11 protein-coding genes and 1 tRNA gene are annotated in these 16,491 nt (G+C 64.8%); 9 read left to right on the top strand and 3 right to left on the bottom strand.

Annotation, left to right across the window (positions count from 1 at the left end):
* Positions 1-108 precede the first annotated feature (108 nt).
* On the bottom strand, positions 109-1,518 hold the full coding sequence (locus tag GXP39_06320) for a transposase (protein NOZ27653.1): 1,410 nt from the start codon (positions 1,516-1,518) through the stop codon (positions 109-111).
* Between the two features lie 387 nt (positions 1,519-1,905).
* Here GXP39_06320 and GXP39_06315 point away from each other — a divergent pair, with 387 nt between their 5' ends.
* The 3 genes from GXP39_06315 to GXP39_06305 all read left to right on the top strand — a co-directional run bounded on the left by GXP39_06315 (position 1,906) and on the right by GXP39_06305 (position 4,126).
* On the top strand, positions 1,906-2,535 hold the full coding sequence (locus tag GXP39_06315; protein ID NOZ27652.1) for a DUF47 family protein: 630 nt from the start codon (positions 1,906-1,908) through the stop codon (positions 2,533-2,535).
* An 83-nt stretch (positions 2,536-2,618) separates the two neighbouring features.
* Positions 2,619-3,443: a M55 family metallopeptidase gene (locus tag GXP39_06310; protein NOZ27651.1), complete on the top strand. Its 825-nt coding sequence runs from the start codon at positions 2,619-2,621 to the stop codon at positions 3,441-3,443.
* Positions 3,443-4,126 (top strand): pyrimidine 5'-nucleotidase, encoded by a 684-nt coding sequence (locus GXP39_06305; protein NOZ27650.1) that lies wholly within the window; start codon positions 3,443-3,445, stop codon positions 4,124-4,126. Before GXP39_06310 ends, GXP39_06305 begins: the two co-directional genes overlap by 1 nt.
* Positions 4,127-4,239: 113 nt before the next feature.
* Here the strand turns inward: GXP39_06305 and GXP39_06300 are convergent, their stop codons facing one another.
* Positions 4,240-5,616 (bottom strand): sigma-70 family RNA polymerase sigma factor, encoded by a 1,377-nt coding sequence (locus GXP39_06300; protein NOZ27649.1) that lies wholly within the window; start codon positions 5,614-5,616, stop codon positions 4,240-4,242.
* Entirely contained in the window at positions 5,613-6,785 is a 1,173-nt protein-coding gene (locus tag GXP39_06295; protein ID NOZ27648.1) for a sigma-70 family RNA polymerase sigma factor, read from the bottom strand. The genes GXP39_06300 and GXP39_06295 overlap by 4 nt, the downstream gene beginning before the upstream one ends.
* 1,016 nt (positions 6,786-7,801) lie before the next feature.
* On the opposite strand from GXP39_06295, the gene GXP39_06290 reads away from it, so the two are divergent.
* The 6 genes from GXP39_06290 to GXP39_06265 all read left to right on the top strand — a co-directional run bounded on the left by GXP39_06290 (position 7,802) and on the right by GXP39_06265 (position 16,042).
* Positions 7,802-7,878: transfer RNA gene (locus GXP39_06290), tRNA-Pro, on the top strand.
* 192 nt (positions 7,879-8,070) lie between these two features.
* A complete protein-coding gene (locus GXP39_06285; protein NOZ27647.1) occupies positions 8,071-9,558 on the top strand; it encodes a hypothetical protein in 1,488 nt (495 codons plus the stop codon).
* 94 nt (positions 9,559-9,652) lie between these two features.
* Entirely contained in the window at positions 9,653-10,237 is a 585-nt protein-coding gene (locus GXP39_06280) for a response regulator (protein NOZ27646.1), read from the top strand.
* 301 nt (positions 10,238-10,538) lie between these two features.
* Positions 10,539-11,276, top strand: a complete 738-nt coding sequence (locus GXP39_06275) for a glycosyltransferase family 2 protein (protein NOZ27645.1) — start codon at positions 10,539-10,541, stop codon at positions 11,274-11,276.
* A 226-nt stretch (positions 11,277-11,502) separates the two neighbouring features.
* Positions 11,503-13,152 carry a phospholipid carrier-dependent glycosyltransferase gene (locus tag GXP39_06270; protein ID NOZ27644.1) on the top strand — a complete coding sequence of 550 codons (1,650 nt, stop codon included), beginning with the start codon at positions 11,503-11,505 and terminating at the stop codon, positions 13,150-13,152.
* Positions 13,142-16,042, top strand: a complete 2,901-nt coding sequence (locus GXP39_06265; GenBank protein NOZ27643.1) for a YfhO family protein — start codon at positions 13,142-13,144, stop codon at positions 16,040-16,042. Before GXP39_06270 ends, GXP39_06265 begins: the two co-directional genes overlap by 11 nt.
* Positions 16,043-16,491 lie beyond the last annotated feature (449 nt).

Here is a 16,491-nt window from a genome sequence, read left to right as displayed (position 1 = left end):
TGGCGGCGCAGCTCGGCTGCGCCGCCACCACCACCCACCGTTGAGCCCCCTTCCTGGAGTTTGGCTCTTTAGCAATCTAACAGGCGAGCAGAATTGCTGTGGAAGGGCCTAAATTCGGGCGGCAGCGGTCACTGAGTTCCACAGTCCGGCAATCCAGTCGCCCTTTTTCAGCCAATTATCCCCGGTTCCCATCCAAACCGCCCGAAAGTCCCGATGGCCCCAGAAAGCAGCCCGATATCCACGCCACAAGGTGTTCAAGGACCAACGCCTGGATCCTCGCCACCAGCGGCCGGGGCAGGTCGGACCTTGGCATAAGCCCCAAGTGCGATATCCGGCCAACACCAACACGGCGTACACCCAGGCGCTCCACTGCACTGAGACGATCGCCGAGCGCTGGTTCCAGCATTGTTTCTCTCCCAGGCCCAGGCCGCACTTCAACTCCCGATGGGCTACTTCCTGCTCCCAGCGTTGCCAAGCCCAAGCTAGCAGCGCTTCCGCAGGAAGGGGCAGAACCCACTTCCCCTCCTTCCACACGGCGGACACCAGGTAGAAAGCGGGCTTCCGCCTGATCCGTCGCTTGCCGATCCGACGATCCTGACCGCGCACGACGATCAGGAACACCGGCCGATCCGGTAATCCTTCTCGCAGATAGGGGCCTTCAACCCGGTAACGCAGGTTTCGCACCTTCCCTCGCACCCTCACCTCAGCGGTCTGCCAGCCTGAGCGCACTTTCAACCACTGGGCGGGTCGGGGAGCTCGTTCACCGTAGCTGGGGGGGCGCCCCCTCCCGGAATAGTGCGGCAACTGATACAAAACTCGATTGCGGGCGCACCGACCTAACACCGCGGCTCGCTCCGGCAAGCCTCGCCAGAACTCGACCACCCTCTCAAAGCTCCCATCCACCAACACTAAGAGCAACTGCTCCTCCCGCTCGGCGGCGTCCAACTGCTTCCGCACCCAGGCGATCCCCTCCTGCCCCGCTTCCCACTCCTTGCGAGGCGGACACTCGGCAGACACGGCCTTGGCAGGAAAAGCGGGCAGCCAACACAGGGGAACCGCCCGACTATATCCCCCCTCAGGAGGAATGAGCCAACTCACGTCCACAAAGCGCTGGGCCCGATGAAGACCCGGACGGAAGGGTGCGGTGCCTAACGCCTTCAGCCAGCAGGTCCCGGGCATCTTCAAACTGCTGCGGGGCACTTGGACACTATCCACCCCAGTGACATACGGCTGCTTCACCGGCACATGCCGCAGCGTCTGTCCCAGCAGGCACACACTGGCTTTGTCGGGATCAAATCGCTTCCGACTGAACAGACGATACCAGGCACTCCAGTCCGCATCGGTCAGCCCCAGGGCCAGGAGCCCCTGCGTGACCGTGTGCCGACCAAACGCGAACACCTCTCCGATCAACAACCCAATGGCTCGCAGAAAAGTCCGCTCCTGTCGAAAAACCGGACGGTGAGCCTGTAACAGCTCAAACAGAGCCTGCAAAAGCGCTGGAAATGTGCTATCTTTCATGGTGGGATGCCTCTTCCAGTGGGATTAAGTATGTTCACCTTAACTTTACTGGAAAGGCATCCCTCTTTCAACCCCTCCCTCAAAAAGGCCAAACTCCAGGAAGGGGGTCTGGGGGATGAGGGCCGTTTTCTGTCGGTTGACGGTCAGGGGAATGACTTACGTCGGGCGACACGCGGGTGTTCCTACCATCCCGGTTTCCATCACTGACTTTGAAAAAGCCCTGGGGGCTACCGGTTTGCGTCTTGTCAGTCGAGCTAGGGCCGGGTATACTTCCGACTGCACCCGGCATCATCCTGACAACAGGAATCACCATCGAAATGACACACCCGTCCGGCCCCGGCCCCGCCGGATGCTCGACGGGAGGAGAAGAGGGCACGGGGGTATGCCATGAGCTTTATCCGCAATTTCCTGAAACCACGACAGAACAACTTTGTACGCCTGCTGATCGAGCAATCGATGACGACGCTGGAAGGCCTCCAGCATCTGGAGAAGTTCATGCAGACCGGCGATCCGGAGGAGGCGGCCACGGTGGAGCGGCTGGAAAAGGAAGCCGATGAGCTACGCCGCATCCTGATCGACGAGCTGAATCGGACCTTCGTCACCCCTATCGACCGTGAGGACATCTTCGCGCTATCCCGATCGGTGGATGATGTGATCGATTACGCCTACACCACCGTGGACGAGATGACGCTCCTGGACATCCAGCCCAACAGCTATCTCCATCGAATGGTCTCTCTGTTGCGTGAGGCGGCCAACGAGATCTACCTGGCCATGTGCCGACTGCAGGATCACCCCGGGGTGGCCGCCGAGCATGCGCAACGGGCCAAGGCCCTGGAGAATCGGGTGGAGCAGGTCTACCGGGAGGCGATCGCCGCCCTGTTCCAGGGGCCGGAGGACGTCCATCATATCGTGGAGATGCTGAAATACCGAGAGGTCTATCGTCATCTCAGCAACGCAGCCGATCGGGGCGATGAGGCGGCCAACGTGATCGGGGATATCGTGGTCAAGATGGCATAGCCCGATGATCGCCGATCACCCTCCGGGCGGATGATACCGCCCGGGGCCTACGCCCACGCCGATCACCGAGGGAGGTTGACCAAGTGAACGTATACATCTCGGCCGATATCGAGGGGATCTCCGGCGTCGTCCACCCCCAGCAGGGCAGGATGGGGAACCCCGAGTACGAGCGCGCCCGACAGCTGATGACGGGCGAGGTGAACGCGGCCATCCTGGGCGCGATCCAGGGCGGCGCCAAGCGGATCGTGGTGAACGACGCCCACGGCCTCATGCGAAACCTGCTCATTGAGGAGTTGCACGCCAGCGATTCGGTGGAGCTGATCACCGGCACCCCCAAGCCGGACGGCATGGTCCAGGGGCTGGACTCCACCTTCGATCGTGCGTTCTTCATCGGCTACCACAGCCGCGCGGGGACGGCCTTCGGCATCCTGGATCACACGTTCAGCAGCATCGTCACCGGCGTCTGGATCAACGGCGTCGAGGTGGGAGAGGTGGGCCTGAACGCCGCGCTGGCGGGGTACTATGAGGTGCCCGTCACGCTGGTGACCGGGGACCGCCGCGTGACGGAGGAGGCCCAGGCACTCCTGGGGGAGGACCTGATCACCGTGGCGGTCAAGGAGGGATACAGCCGCTACGCGGCGCGCTGCCTGGTGCCCGAGGAGGCAAGGCGACGGATCCGTCAGGCGGCCGAGCGGGCCTGCGCGATCTCCAAGGAGCCATGGGTGGTGGAAACGCCCGTGCGGCTGACGGTGGAGTTCGCCACCAGCGGCCACCTGGACCTGGCCGAGCTCATCCCGGGCAGCCAACGTCTCGGCGCCCGCCGCATCGACTTCACTCACGAGGACTACCGCGTGGTCTACAGGGCCTTTCGCGCCATGGTCGCCCTGGCACTGCAGGTGGATCGCTGATGCCGACACCAGACGCTCGCCTCCGGTTCATCCTGTTCGACCTGGACGACACGCTGTATCCCCGCTGCGCGGGCCTGATGACCCGCGTGCACGAGCTAATGGATGACTGGATGGTCCGCCGCCTGGGCATCACACGAGAGGAGGCGGTGGCGCTGCGCACCCGCTTCTACCGGAAATACGGGACGACGATGACCGGGCTGCTGGTGGAGCACCACATCGATGCGGACGACTTTTTGCATCACGTCCACGACTTTCAACCCAGCGCCTTTCTGAAGCCCAACCCGGCGCTGCGTCGCGCGCTGACGCGCATCCCGCTGCGACGCGTGATCTTCACCAACGGCACACGCGCACACGCCCAACGGGTGCTGGAAGCGCTGGACATAGCCCCTCTCTTCGAACGCATCATCGACGTCGCCGACATCGGCTACGTGAGCAAGCCGGCCCCAAAGGCCTATCAACGCGCGCTGGAGATCCTGGACGCCACCGCCCGGGAGTGCATTCTGGTGGAAGACAGCCCACGCAACCTGGTCCCGGCAAGGGAAATGGGCATGACCACCATCCTGGTGGGCAACGAGCCCGCCCCCGAGGCCGACCACCATGTGCAGGATGTCACCCAGGTGGCCGACGTCGTGGCACACATCCTGAACGCCCGAAGGTCAGAAGCGGGCGCCGACGGACCATAATCGGCGCGCCCATCCACACGCGAAAAAGCCCGGCAAACGCCGGGCTCTCTTTCTTATATGGAATACCTCAGCTCAGGGTCTCGGCGCACGCGAGAGCATCCGAGCCGGCGAGATTACGTGGAGGCCCCCCGGCGCGAGCGCGGCCGCCGGCGCCGAACGCGAGCCTTGATCCCCTGGATCAGGCCCTTCAGGTCCGGCGGGGGCTCCGTGGTGAGATCCTCGCCGTTCTCCTTCTCCGAGAGCGTCGTGGGAATGGTCACGTGCGACCTCGGACGCGGCTGCTCCGGCACACGCACGCCGAGCTGGCCGCCAGCATACCCCGCCAGCGATCGCCTGGCCCGCGGCGAGCGCATCTTCCGAAGCGCCCGGGACTCGATCTGACGCACGCGCTCTCGGGTCACGCCCAGGGCCTCCGCGACCTCCTGAAGGGTCCGCATCTCGCCGCCGTCCAGCCCGTAGCGCAGGTAGAGCACTTCCCGCTCGCGCTCGTTTAGGGACTCCAGGGCGGTCCGCACGTCCTCCCGGAGTTGGCTCAGGGACGCCACATCGAAGGGCGTGGGAGCCTCTCCGTCGACGATCAGCTCGCCCAGGGTGGTCTCCTCGTCCTCGCCCACCGGCTGGTCCAATGAGATCGTCCGGATCGCCAGCCGCTGGAGCTCGGCGAGATCTCGCGGGGTGATCCCCAGCTCCTCGGCCAGCTCCTCATCGGTGGGCTCACGCCCCAACGTCTTGTACATCTCCTGTTTGGTGCGCTTCATGCGTCGGATCGCATCGCGCTTGTGCACCGGAAGCCGGATGGCATGCCCGCGGTTGCTCAGTGCGCGCAGGATGCTCTGGCGGATCCACCAAGAGGCATAGGTGCTGAAGCGGTTGCCCAGGGAGGGGTTGAACCGCTCCGTGGCCTTGATCAGGCCGATGTTGCCCTCCTGGATCAGATCCAGGAACGGCAACCCCATGTTGACATACCGTTTGGCCAGGCTGACCACCAGGCGAGTGTTCGCCTTGATCAAATGCTCCCTGGCCTTCTCCCCCTCCTCCACCAGCTTCTGCAATTCCGCGCGCGTTTCCTCGTCCAGATCGGGCTCCTCCTCAAGCCGCTTGGCAGCCTCCTGGCCCCGCACGACCTTCCAGGCCAGATCACGCTCCTCCTCGGCCGTGAGCAAAGGCGTGCGACTGATCTGCTGCATGTAGTAGCGCACCAGATCGTTCAGGGGCGCCGTCGACTCGGGGAGCTCCTCCTCCGGCTCCTCGACCTCCTCGCTCTCCTCCCGAAGGGAGATCCCGGCCTCGCGTAGCGCGGTCAGAGTGCCCTCCCAGTCCTCCGGCTCATCGCCGGCCTCTGGGATGGCATCCAACACCTCGTCAACGGTGACGAACCCCCGCTCGCGCCCGGCCTCCAGGAGCCAGCCTGGCAGCTCTTCGACGGTGGCGTCGTCCTCGTCTATCATGGCGTTCCCGCCCTTCCCCGCGTCTACGCTTAGGGTCGTCAATCCACAAAGTCCCGTAACAACCGGCTGCGGCTCGGATGCCGCAAATGGCTGAGCGCCTCGGCCTCGATCTGCCGGATGCGCTCTCGCGTTAGGCCGAACTTATCCCCGATCTCCTTCAGCGTGTAGCTGTGCCCGTCGTACAGCCCGTATCGCATGCGCAGGATGCGCGCCTCGCGCGGGCTCAGGGTATCCAACAGCTCGTTGATGCGCTCTCGCAGCAGACCCTGCTCGACCGCCTCGGGCGGAGCGGGCGAGTCCTCATCCTCGATGAACTGGCCGAGGGTGCTATCCTCCTCCTCGCCCACGGGCTGCTCCAGGGAGAGCGGCTGCGTGGCGACCTGGAGATAGCCGCGCACCCGGTCGGGCGGCAGCTCGGTAACCTCGGCGACCTCCTCCGGGCTGGGGGCGCGTCCCAACTCCTGCTCCAGCATCTGGGACGCTCGACGCAGCCGCAGCAGCTTCTCGCCCACGTGGACGGGCAGTCGGATCGTGCGCGACTGGTCGGCCACGGCGCGGCTGACCGCCTGGCGGATCCACCAAGTGGCATAGGTGCTGAACTTGTACCCGCGCTCCGGGTCGAATCGATCCACCGCGCGCATCAGGCCGATGTTGCCCTCCTGGATCAGATCCAGGAAGGGGACCCCCTGGCCGATGTAGCGCTTGGCGATGCTGATCACCAGGCGGGTGTTGGCCTCCACCATGCGACGGCGGGCGATCTTACCCCGCCGGATGATGCGCTTCAGCCGCGCGCGCTCCGCCGGATCCAGGTCGGGCTCCTGGCGGAGGCGACGTCGAGCCTGGCGCGCGGCGACCACCTGGCGCGCCAGCGTGGTCTCCTCCTCGGCCGTCAACAGGCGCGCCCGCCCCATCTCCCGGAAATAGAGATCCGTTGTATCACTCGTCGACAGGTCTGCCAGAGCCGCCTCCTCATCGATCTTCTCGCCCTCCAGATCGGCGGCCATGGTCTGCTCCGCTTCGCTCTCCTCTAACAGAGGAATGCCCCGTTCCTGAAGGCGCGCAAACAACTCCTCCAGGATCTCCATGCTCTGCTCGGCATCCGGGAGGACTTGTAAGATGTCGTCATATGTGATGTATCCTTGGGCAGATGCCTGATTGATCAATTCCGTCAGGGCATCAGGCACCTGCATTTCCTCTTCCATCTTCCACATACCTCATCCACAGACTTTTATCCGCTCGCGCCAAACACCTACTCCAACACCACTCTTCCTGGCCGCAGCGGAAGATCATCGGCCATCACACGACGTCCAGGTCGTCACCCGCTAGCAGTCTACCCGATGCGATGGCCTTTGTCAAGCAACTTACGGCCGGCGCGACGGTGAGACCGATAAGCCGGCAGGAGCGGCCTCACCCTCGCGAGCCCGCCTTGATCCTTCTCCAACGGCATGAATGCGTGAATCCTCGCCCCTTCCCGCCGAGTTATGTCGAGGTGGTTTCAGAAAATAGACGTCTAAGCGGCGTATCGGGTTGCCTCGGAGGGAATATATGGGCTGGCGAGAAGGGAACGGCACGGATGAGATCGGTTCACATACCCGCTCTACAAATGATAAGATGTCCGAGCGGGCATAAAGTTACGCGGTACTTTGGACCTACGCCCGCATCCCCTTCCTCGCTTCAGCCGCCGTTGGCACTTTATGAAACGCTTGACCTTTGCTAAAAATTCGATCCTTTCAACCTGAATTTTAGAGCGTGTCTGAAAATTTACCGGCAAGATGTCTGAGGGGTCTCCCTCAATGACCAGCTCCACAGGAGGAGTGTGGAGGGGACCTCCCCTCCAAAATCCCACTTTTCCGGCCTGTACCTGCCTTTCTCGGCCCCTCCCGAAGGACTCAGGCCGAGATCAGGCAGGTCGAAGGCAAAAGAAGGGCTTTTTCCGGAAGGGCTCCCCACAGCAGAAGCAACGGCATTGTTCAGACACACTCTGAGGCGAATCGGCCCCCCGGCGGCACCGCGCGGAAGCGGAAGAGGCGGAGAAGGTGGCCACGGCCCATGCTCGCCACCGATCCGCCCCCGCGGAGCTCCCAGCAGGACACTTGCGGAAGCATATCCGCCACGGCCCCGGCCAGGTGTGGCGCTACCACCCCCTCGCTGCTCTTGAAAAAGCCCCGGCCGATCGCAAAATCTATTTGCCTTTTCCAGGGCCTTCTGATATAATGCGGGACGCTATCGGGGCGTAGCGCAGCCAGGGAGCGCACTTGAATGGGGTTCAAGTGGTCGGCGGTTCAAATCCGCCCGCCCCGACCAAGAAAGTCGTTTGCCCTACCCCGGGGATGGCAAAAGGGGGCGGGCATGAAGCTACCGGGTGGTCACAACACCGCCCTGAGCCGTTCCGGGCCGATGGCTTGCAAGCCGTCGGCTTTTGCTGTATATTGCGGCTGATGATGAAGGGACGAAGACTCCGTGCAGCAATCTGCGGGTTCGGGGATGTAGACGAACATGCATCCCATCATCAAGAGCTGTCCAGGGTTGGACGAAAGCGATTACCAACACCTTCAGCGGGTGGAGGATGGCCTGGCCATCACGGCGGACGTGAGCCGGGCGGACGTGCTGCTCTACTGCCGCCAGAGCCCCCGCTCCGCGGTGGTCGTCGCCCAGGCTCAGCCGCACTCCATCTCATCCCTATACCCCACATCCCTGGTGGGGGAGAGCGTCAAGCCGGAGAGGGAGCCCCTGGTCCTGCGAGCCTTGAATGACGGGGTGTCCGGACGGCAACAGCGGGTCGCAGAGGGGGGCGCTCCCGTCATCCAGGAGGTACATCCCATTTGCAACCGCCAGGGCCGGGCCATCGCCGCGCTGGTGATCGAGACGAACCTGATCGAGCGTGAGCGCCACCGCCGCCGCTCGCGGGTCTTCCAACGGGCGCTGTTCTGGTTCCAGCAGATGGCCATTCGCGGCGATCTGCGGGACGCGAAGCAACTGGAGCCGTTCGGCGAGTGGGATGGCATCGTGGTCACCGACGCGCAACGTCGGATCACCTACCTCAGCGGCATCGCCACCCACCTCTACCGACACCTGGGATATCTGGAGGACCTGCGCGGCAAGCGGCTCGGCGAGCTACAGACCCGTGACGACGAGCTGGTGGCGACGGCGCTGCGAACGGGGTTGTGTCAGAAATGGGAGGGGGAAGAGCAAACTCGATATTGGAAACGCCAGGTGATCCCTCTCCTGCGCTATGACCCGCCCTGGCCGCTGCCGGCCGCCATCGGCGACCGGCTGGCGTGGCGCATGAATCATCGTCGCCACGCAGGGGCCATGATCCTCGTCCATGACGACACGGAGGCCCGCCGGAAGCAACAAGAGCTGAACGTGCAGCGCATCCGGGTGCAGGAGGTCCACCACCGGGTGAAGAACGACCTGCAGAACATCGTCTCTGTGCTGCGGCTGCAGGCCCGGCGGTGCAAGACGGAGGAAGCGCGCCAGCAATTGGAAGAGGCGGTCAATCGCGTCTGGAGCGTGGCCGTCATCCACGACTTTCTGTCCCGGGATAAGGGACAGCAGATCAACATCCGTGAGATCTTCCAGCGCATCATCGGCCAGATCGAGCAAGTCGCGCTGAAGCCGGGGTGCCAGATCCGCATCGAGCTGCGAGGACCCAGCATTTACCTGGATGAGGATCAGGCCACTGACTGCGCGCTGGTGTTCAACGAGCTGCTGTTGAACGCGCTGGAGCATGGATTCGACGGGGGCGAGCGAGAAGGCCACATTCAGGTCGAACTCACCAACATCGCCGATCGTGTGACGATTCGGATCGTGGACGATGGGAGAGGGTTGCCCGTGGGCTTCTCGCTGGAGCAAAGCGACAGCCTGGGTTTGCAGATCGTGCGAACCCTGGTTCGGGATGATCTCAAAGGCACATTCACGATCCACAATCGAGAAGGGGGAGTCGTCGCCGAGATATCGTTCCCGAAGCGGCCGGAACTGTAGATGGACGGCCCGACAGCAGATGGTACGATCGGACTGTCACAGCTGAGGCGTGGTGCATCGCTTCACCAAAACTCTCCGTGGGGGGTGATCAACAGTGGGTAAGACTCGGGTCATCATTGCCGACGATGAGTCATTGATCCGGCTGGATCTTCGAGAGATGCTGACCAACCTTGGTTATCTGGTCGTGGGCGAGGTTGGGGATGGTCGCAGTGCCGTCAACCTGGCAAGGGAGTTGAAGCCGGACATCGTCATCATGGATATCAAGATGCCGGACATGGATGGCATCGAGGCAGCCAAGATCCTGACGGAAGAGCGCATCGCACCGGTATTGCTCTTGAGCGCCTACAGTCAGCAGGATCTGGTGGAACGAGCGCGCGAGGCCGGGGTGGTGGGCTATCTGGTGAAGCCCATCCGGGAGACCGATCTGGCGCCCGCCATCGAGGTGGCATTGGCGCGATTCCAGGAGTTCCTGGAGATGCAGAAACAGGTGGAAGATCTGCAAGACGCGCTGGAGACCCGCAAGCTGGTGGACCGGGCGAAGGGCATCCTCATGGATCGCCAGGGGTTGACGGAGGCCGAGGCCTTCCGCAAGATCCAGAAGATGTCCATGAACAACCGCAAACCCATGAAGGAAGTCGCCTGGGCCATCATCCTGGCACACCAGGTAGGCGAGGGGTAAGCTGGCATCATCGGTGAGTCATGCGCCCCGCCATACGGCGGGGCGTTTTCGCGTGGGGCGGGAGCCGTCCATGCCCGGGGCCAAGGGAACACTCCCGGTGTCTTTTGCGTTCATATTCGCCGCCGCCCAGGGCCAATCTTATGGGGATGGCCGCCTGATTACGGCGCGAGGCTGGACACGGCCTTCCACCGGCTTACATCCGGCCCCACAACCACATCGGGGGCTCCCCACCGATCCCGTCACGCTTTGCTTCATCGGACAGGGGCGGCTATAATGCCGCTATCGAGTTGCGGAGGTCGTCTTGAAGCTCTCAATTCTGATACCGGTCTACAACGAAGAGGCCACCATCCGGGAGATCCTCGCCCGCGTGCGAGCCGTGCCTCTGGAGATCAACGATGACGTCGCGATCGTCCTGAGACGACCAGGCCCGGTCAGGTTGGAGAAGGAGATCATCGTGGTGGACGACGGATCCACCGACGGCACCCGAGAGGTTCTGCAAGAGGAGGAACAGGCAGGGGATCTGCGCGTCTTCTACCACGAGCAGAACCAAGGCAAGGGGGCGGCCGTGCGCACGGCGATCCAACACGCGACCGGCGATATCCTGCTCATCCAGGACGCCGATCTGGAATATGACCCGCGGGATTACCCCGTCCTGCTGAAGCCGATCATCGAAGGGCGAGCCGCCGTGGTGTACGGCTCCCGATTCCTGGGCGGCCCGCGCACGGCGATGCTCTTCTGGCATATGGTGGCGAACAAAGCGCTCACCCTGGTCACCAACGTGCTCTACGACAGCATCCTCTCCGATATGGAGACCTGCTACAAGGTCTTTCGAGCGGACGTGATCCGCAATATCCCTCTACGCGCCCGACGCTTCGAGTTCGAGCCGGAGGTGACGGCCAAGGTGCTGAAGCGGGGCTATCGCATCTACGAGGTGCCCATCTCCTACACCGGTCGGGAATACGCGGAGGGAAAGAAGATCGGGTTTAAGGACGGCCTGATCGCCCTGTGGACGCTGTTGAAGTACCGGTTCGTGGACTGATCCGTCGATCTCCCCCCTCGCAGATCGGGATCGCCTCCTCCGGATCCGACATGCGCCTTCCGTAAGGTCCCACCTGCTCACGCGCGCACCATGGCCTCCCACGGCCGGAGGGATCAGGCCCGGAGCTCCCCATGATCGCACGCGGGAGCCCTCCACTTCATCGGCCGCTCCGTGGCCCAATGCCGGGAGGGAGTATCCAACAGCACGACGGGAGGGGCTTGCATCGATGTCTCGCAGACTGGCCCTAAGGCGCCCATGGCATCTGGCAGGGATCACGTTGATCGGCCTATCCCTGCGCCTGCCGCCGCTGTGGGCCCACCGCTTTCACCAGGACGAGGCGTTGTATGCCTCCTGGGCGCTGCTGATCAGCACCCGCCGGGATATCATGCTGCGCACGGTGCCCGTGGACAAGCCCCCCTTCTTCCTTTATACCCTCGCCACCTTCTTCTCCCTCCTCGGCTCCAGCGAGGTCGTGGCCCGGTTGCCGGGGCTGATCGCCGGCGCGCTCAGCATCCCGCTGGTCTACGGGCTGGCGCGGCGCCTGTACGACGCACGCACCGCCTGGGTGGCGACGGCCCTGTTCGTCGCATCTCCCATGGCGATCCTGTTCAGCCCGACGGCCTTCACCGATCCTCTCATGCTGTTCTTCGGGCTGCTCGGCTGCCTGGCGGCCGCCCACGGCCTCTGGCCCCTGGCGGGGCTGGGCGTGGGGATGGCCGCCGTCACCAAACAGCAGGGCATCCTCTTCCTGCCGTTGGTCCTGACCCTGGGATGGGCCATCCGATGGAAGCCGGGCCTCCTGGCCTCCCCGGCGAAGCCGCCGGCCATCCCGGCCTTATCGCCCGGGCTCCGGGCACCCCTGCGGGTCGGATACCGACTGCCTCTGGTGGCCCGCATCGCCCCCTCGATCCCCACCCTCCCCCGCCGCTGGCACGCCATCCTATCCGTGATCCTGTTCGCCCTCGGCGTGGCGTATCCCATCTGGAAGGCCTTCCAGTGGGACCACTGGCGATATCTGCCCCCCGGCCGCCCGGGATTCCTGGAGCAGAGCGTGATCTCCTACGGCGGACTGCGATGGGCCCCGCCGACGGAGTGGCCAGCTCGACTGGCGGAGTGGTCGCATTGGATGACGTACCTGACCGGCTCGATCTGGCTGAACGCCCTGGGGATGATCGGCCTGCCCTGGCTCGCGTGGTGGGCCTGGAGGCACCGGCACGAGCTGCGAGGACGCGCCGATCTGGCCCTGTTGGGATACGGAGCGGCCTACGTGGGACTTCACATCGCCGTGGGCTTTCAGATCTGGGACCGCTACCTGCTGCCTCTGGCCCCCATCGCCGCGCTCCTGGGCGCGCGCATCCTCCTGGCCGGAACGGACGCGATCATGCGCGGATGGGAACGGCGGACAGGCCTCGGCATCCAACGCCTGGGGACGATCCTCCTGGCGATCGCTCTCCTGGTGGTGCTGGCGAAGCCGGCGCTGACCGCGGCGAACAGCGGATTCCCCGTAGGATCGGATCACGGAGCCTATGATGGCATCGATCGGGTGGCGGCGTTCCTCAAGCAGGAGCTGCCGCCGGGGGCCGTTCTATACCACCGCTGGCTGGGATGGCATTGGCGCTACTATCTCTATGACGTCCTCTTCAACTACCGCTATTACGACTCCACAGAGGCGCTGGTGGCCGACGCCGATGGCCCGCCCCAGATCGTGCGCTACATCGTCTTCCCCGGATGGCGGCTGGCCGAGCGAGACGAGGCCCGGGCCGCGCTGGCCGCACGGGGGATCGCGATGATCCCTCGCTTCCGGACGTACCGGTCCGACGGCAGCCTCTCGTTCGTGGTGTATCGCATTGAGCGGGTGGGTGGCGATGATCGCTAGGTGGCGTCGCATCCTGGGGCCGCTCCTGATCGCGCTGGGGCTGTTGGCGCTCAGCGTATGGGCGTTTCGACACACCGCCCTGACCAACAAGGTGCTCGCCCGCGGGGATGCCTTCGCCTATTTCACCCCCTATTGGGCCTATCGCGCCGAGGCGCTACGGTCCGGCCGACTGCCCTTGTGGGATCCCTACCTCTTCCTGGGCGTGCCGTTCCTGGCCAATCCCCAGGCCGCGGTTCTCTATCCGCTGCACTGGCCGCTGATCTGGCTGCGCCCGGAGCGCGCGCTGATCTGGTCGATGGTACTCCATGTCTGGCTGGCCGCCTGCTTCACCTACGCGCTGGCCCGCCACCTGCGGCTGGGGCGAACCGGCGCGCTGGCCGCAGCTATCGTGTACGCGCTGGGAGGCCACCTGGCCGGGCACGCGGGGCAGATCAACCAGCTCAACGTGCTGGCCTGGTTCCCCCTGGCGCTGCTGCTGTACGATCGGGCCATGCGGGAGCGAAACCCCTGGAGAGGGCTGGCCTCCCTGGCCGGGCTATCATGCGTGCTGGCGCTGCAGCTGCTGGCCGGGCACGCCCAGGCGACCTACATCTCCACGGCGGGGCTGGGGGTATACGCGCTGGCCGTCCCCCTGCAGGAGATCCGTCGCCGGGACCGGTCCCTCCGTTGGCTGGCCCAGGCATGGTTCATCCCGCTCGGGAAGCTGGCGGGGGCGAGTATCCTGGCCGTCCTCATCTCGGCAGCTCAACTCCTGCCCACCCGGGAGCTGACCCAACTCTCGATCCGCTCCGGGGGATTGAGCTACCCGGAAGTGGTTGCCTTCTCGCTGAAGCCGAACATGCTCCTGCCGGCGCTGCTCCCCCCCTACGCCATGCACCCGGAGGCCATCTTCGGCACCCCCGTGTTCGCCGAATATCTGGCCTACGTGGGCATCGTGGGCCTGGCCCTGGCCGGACTGGGAGCGCTCACCCCGGTGTCGAAGCACCGATGGCTGCGGATACCGCTGATCGTATTGGCGATTGGCGGCATCCTCCTGGCCCTGGGAGGCTACACGCCCCTCTACCTCCTGTTCTACAAGGTGCTCCCGGGGTTCTCCCTATTCCGGGCGCCGCCGCGCTGGCTGGCCTGGTATGCGCTGGCCATGGCGTTGCTGGCCGGCATGGGGGTGGAGCGGCTGAGCGCGTCCGGCGAGTGGGATTGGCGGGCCGGGCTCACAGCCCTGCGGGATTGGGTCATGGCCCACCCAAGACGCCGAACCCTCGTCTGGGTGTGGAGCGGCGTCCTCGTCCTGCTCCTGGTCCTCCAGCGATGGCCCGGGCGGGCGACCCTGCTCGCCTGGGGCGGGCTATCCCTGATCGCGGCGGGGCTGCTGGCGCGAGCTCGATGGCCCGCCCGGCTGCGCGCCTGGACGGGGCCTCTGGCGCTGGCCGTGCTATGCGGCGAGCTCCTGATCGCGGCGCTGCCGCTGGATTTCAACCACCCCTCCGCCCCCCAGGCGGTCACCTCGTTGCGCACCGCCCCGGCACACCTGCTGGCCGATCCCGGTCGCTTCCTCTCCATGTCCGGCATCCGCTACGACCCCGGCGACCTGCCCGAGATGCGCCAGCTCCTGGCCGACCGGCTGGACGAGGCCGGCTTCCGGGATTACGTCGTCGCGGCGAAGATGAAGGAGATCATCGCCCCCAACCTCCCGCTGTTGTTCCATCTCCCCAGCATCGACGGCTACGATGGGGGCGTGCTGCCGCTGGCGCGCTACACCTGGTTCCAGACCCTCTTCGTCACGCCCGATCGCCTGTTGCCCGACGGGCGGCTGCGCGAGCAGCTCCAGGAGATCCCGGCGCACCGGATGCTGGACCTGGCCGGCATCCGCTACGTGATCACGGACAAGGTGCGGGACGCGTGGGGGGACGGCATCTATTACGACCTGCAGGGGCGCGTGGCGCTGGAGCCCGGGCAATCCCTCACCCTGTGGGACCTGCCCGATTTCTCGGCGACGGCGGTGAGCGTCGTCTCCTATCTGGAACCGCCGTTCCCTCGCCCCGCCAGCCGGGTGGGCGAGATCACCCTGGAGGAGGAAGGGCAGCTCGTGGGCCGGGTTCACGTCCGCGCCGGACTCGACACAGCCCCCGGAACAGCTGCCCACACGCGGGCCCGGGTGATCTACCACGACGACGTGTGGGGAGTGAACTACTACCAGGCAACCCTCTCCCTGCCCAGGCCATCGCGCCCGGACAGGATCACGCTGCGCTCCACGTTGGCGGAGGGCAATTGGGTCATCCGCGGGGTAACGCTGGTGGACGAACGCACGCGGCAATTCGTGGCGTTGGTCGTATCCCCAGACGGGCGGCTTCGCCGCGTGCACTCCGGCGATGTGAAGATCTACGAGCTGGCGGGGGCGTTGGGAAGGGTTTTCGTCATCGGCCGGGCGCGCGTCATCCCGGACGATGAGGAGGCGATCGCCGCCATCGCCGATTGGTCCTTCGATCCCCGACGCGAGTTGATCCTATCGGAGGGGAAGCCGTTGAGCGGGCCCATCGATGTGGGGGAGGCACACATCCTGGCGGACACCCCGGAGGAGGTCGTCATCGAGGCGACGCTGAGCGCTCCTGGATATCTGGTCCTGAACGACACCTTCTACCCGGGCTGGCGGGTCACGGTGGACGGCCGCGCGGCCCCGATCCTGCGAGCCAACTTCCTCTTCCGGGCAGTCGCTTTGACGCCGGGCCAACATGTCGTCGTCTTCTCCTACCAGCCGAAGACGCTGCGCCAGGGTGCATTGTTGAGCATGGCCGGGATCCTCGTAGCCATCCCGCTGGGCATCGTGGGGATATGGCGCTCCAAGCGCAGGCCGACGGCGCCACGCCAGCGCGACGGACGCCACGATACGTGACGAGAGTTCACACCGGACCTGGTAGGCGAGGGCACAGGGGCGATTCGTGAACCGCCCCATTGGTATCAACGTAAGCCCCACAACAGTCCGCTTTGTGTCGCCGGGCTGTTGTCTGGCGGGAGCTTAGAGTGTGTCTGAGGAATTTCGACCTGCCCGGCCTCAGTCCGGGTCCTTTGGGAGGGGCCGAGAAGGACAGGTGCAGGCTGGAAAAGCGGGATTTCCTTTGAGGGGCTGCGCCCCTCAAAGCTCCCCGCCGTATTTCCACCGAAAAAGACACACGACCTACCCCGCAGGGCTTTTTCAAAGTCAGTGATGGAAATCGGGATGGTAGGAATACCCCGCGTGTCGCCCGACGCAAGACATTCCCCTGATCATCGACCGAGGGAAAACGGCCCTCATCCCCCAAACGAAAGGGGCTCAACGGCGGGTGGTGGCGGCGGCGCAGCTCC

This window comes from Chloroflexota bacterium (genome assembly GCA_013152435.1).
GTDB lineage: Bacteria > Chloroflexota > Anaerolineae > DUEN01 > DUEN01 > DUEN01.
The sequence above is the reverse complement of the archived record's forward strand: the minus strand, read 5'-3'. Positions and strand labels throughout refer to the sequence as shown.

What these genes read in the sequence shown, in the direction of transcription:
- GXP39_06285 (NOZ27647.1), top strand. Translation starts at nt 8,071, where the DNA reads ATGCATCCCATCATCAAGAGCTGTCCAGGGTTGGACGAAAGCGATTAC.
- GXP39_06305 (NOZ27650.1), top strand. Translation starts at nt 3,443, where the DNA reads ATGCCGACACCAGACGCTCGCCTCCGGTTCATCCTGTTCGACCTGGAC.
- GXP39_06270 (NOZ27644.1), top strand. Translation starts at nt 11,503, where the DNA reads ATGTCTCGCAGACTGGCCCTAAGGCGCCCATGGCATCTGGCAGGGATC.
- GXP39_06295 (NOZ27648.1), bottom strand. Translation starts at nt 6,785, where the DNA reads ATGTGGAAGATGGAAGAGGAAATGCAGGTGCCTGATGCCCTGACGGAA.
- GXP39_06315 (NOZ27652.1), top strand. Translation starts at nt 1,906, where the DNA reads ATGAGCTTTATCCGCAATTTCCTGAAACCACGACAGAACAACTTTGTA.
- GXP39_06265 (NOZ27643.1), top strand. Translation starts at nt 13,142, where the DNA reads ATGATCGCTAGGTGGCGTCGCATCCTGGGGCCGCTCCTGATCGCGCTG.
- GXP39_06320 (NOZ27653.1), bottom strand. Translation starts at nt 1,518, where the DNA reads ATGAAAGATAGCACATTTCCAGCGCTTTTGCAGGCTCTGTTTGAGCTG.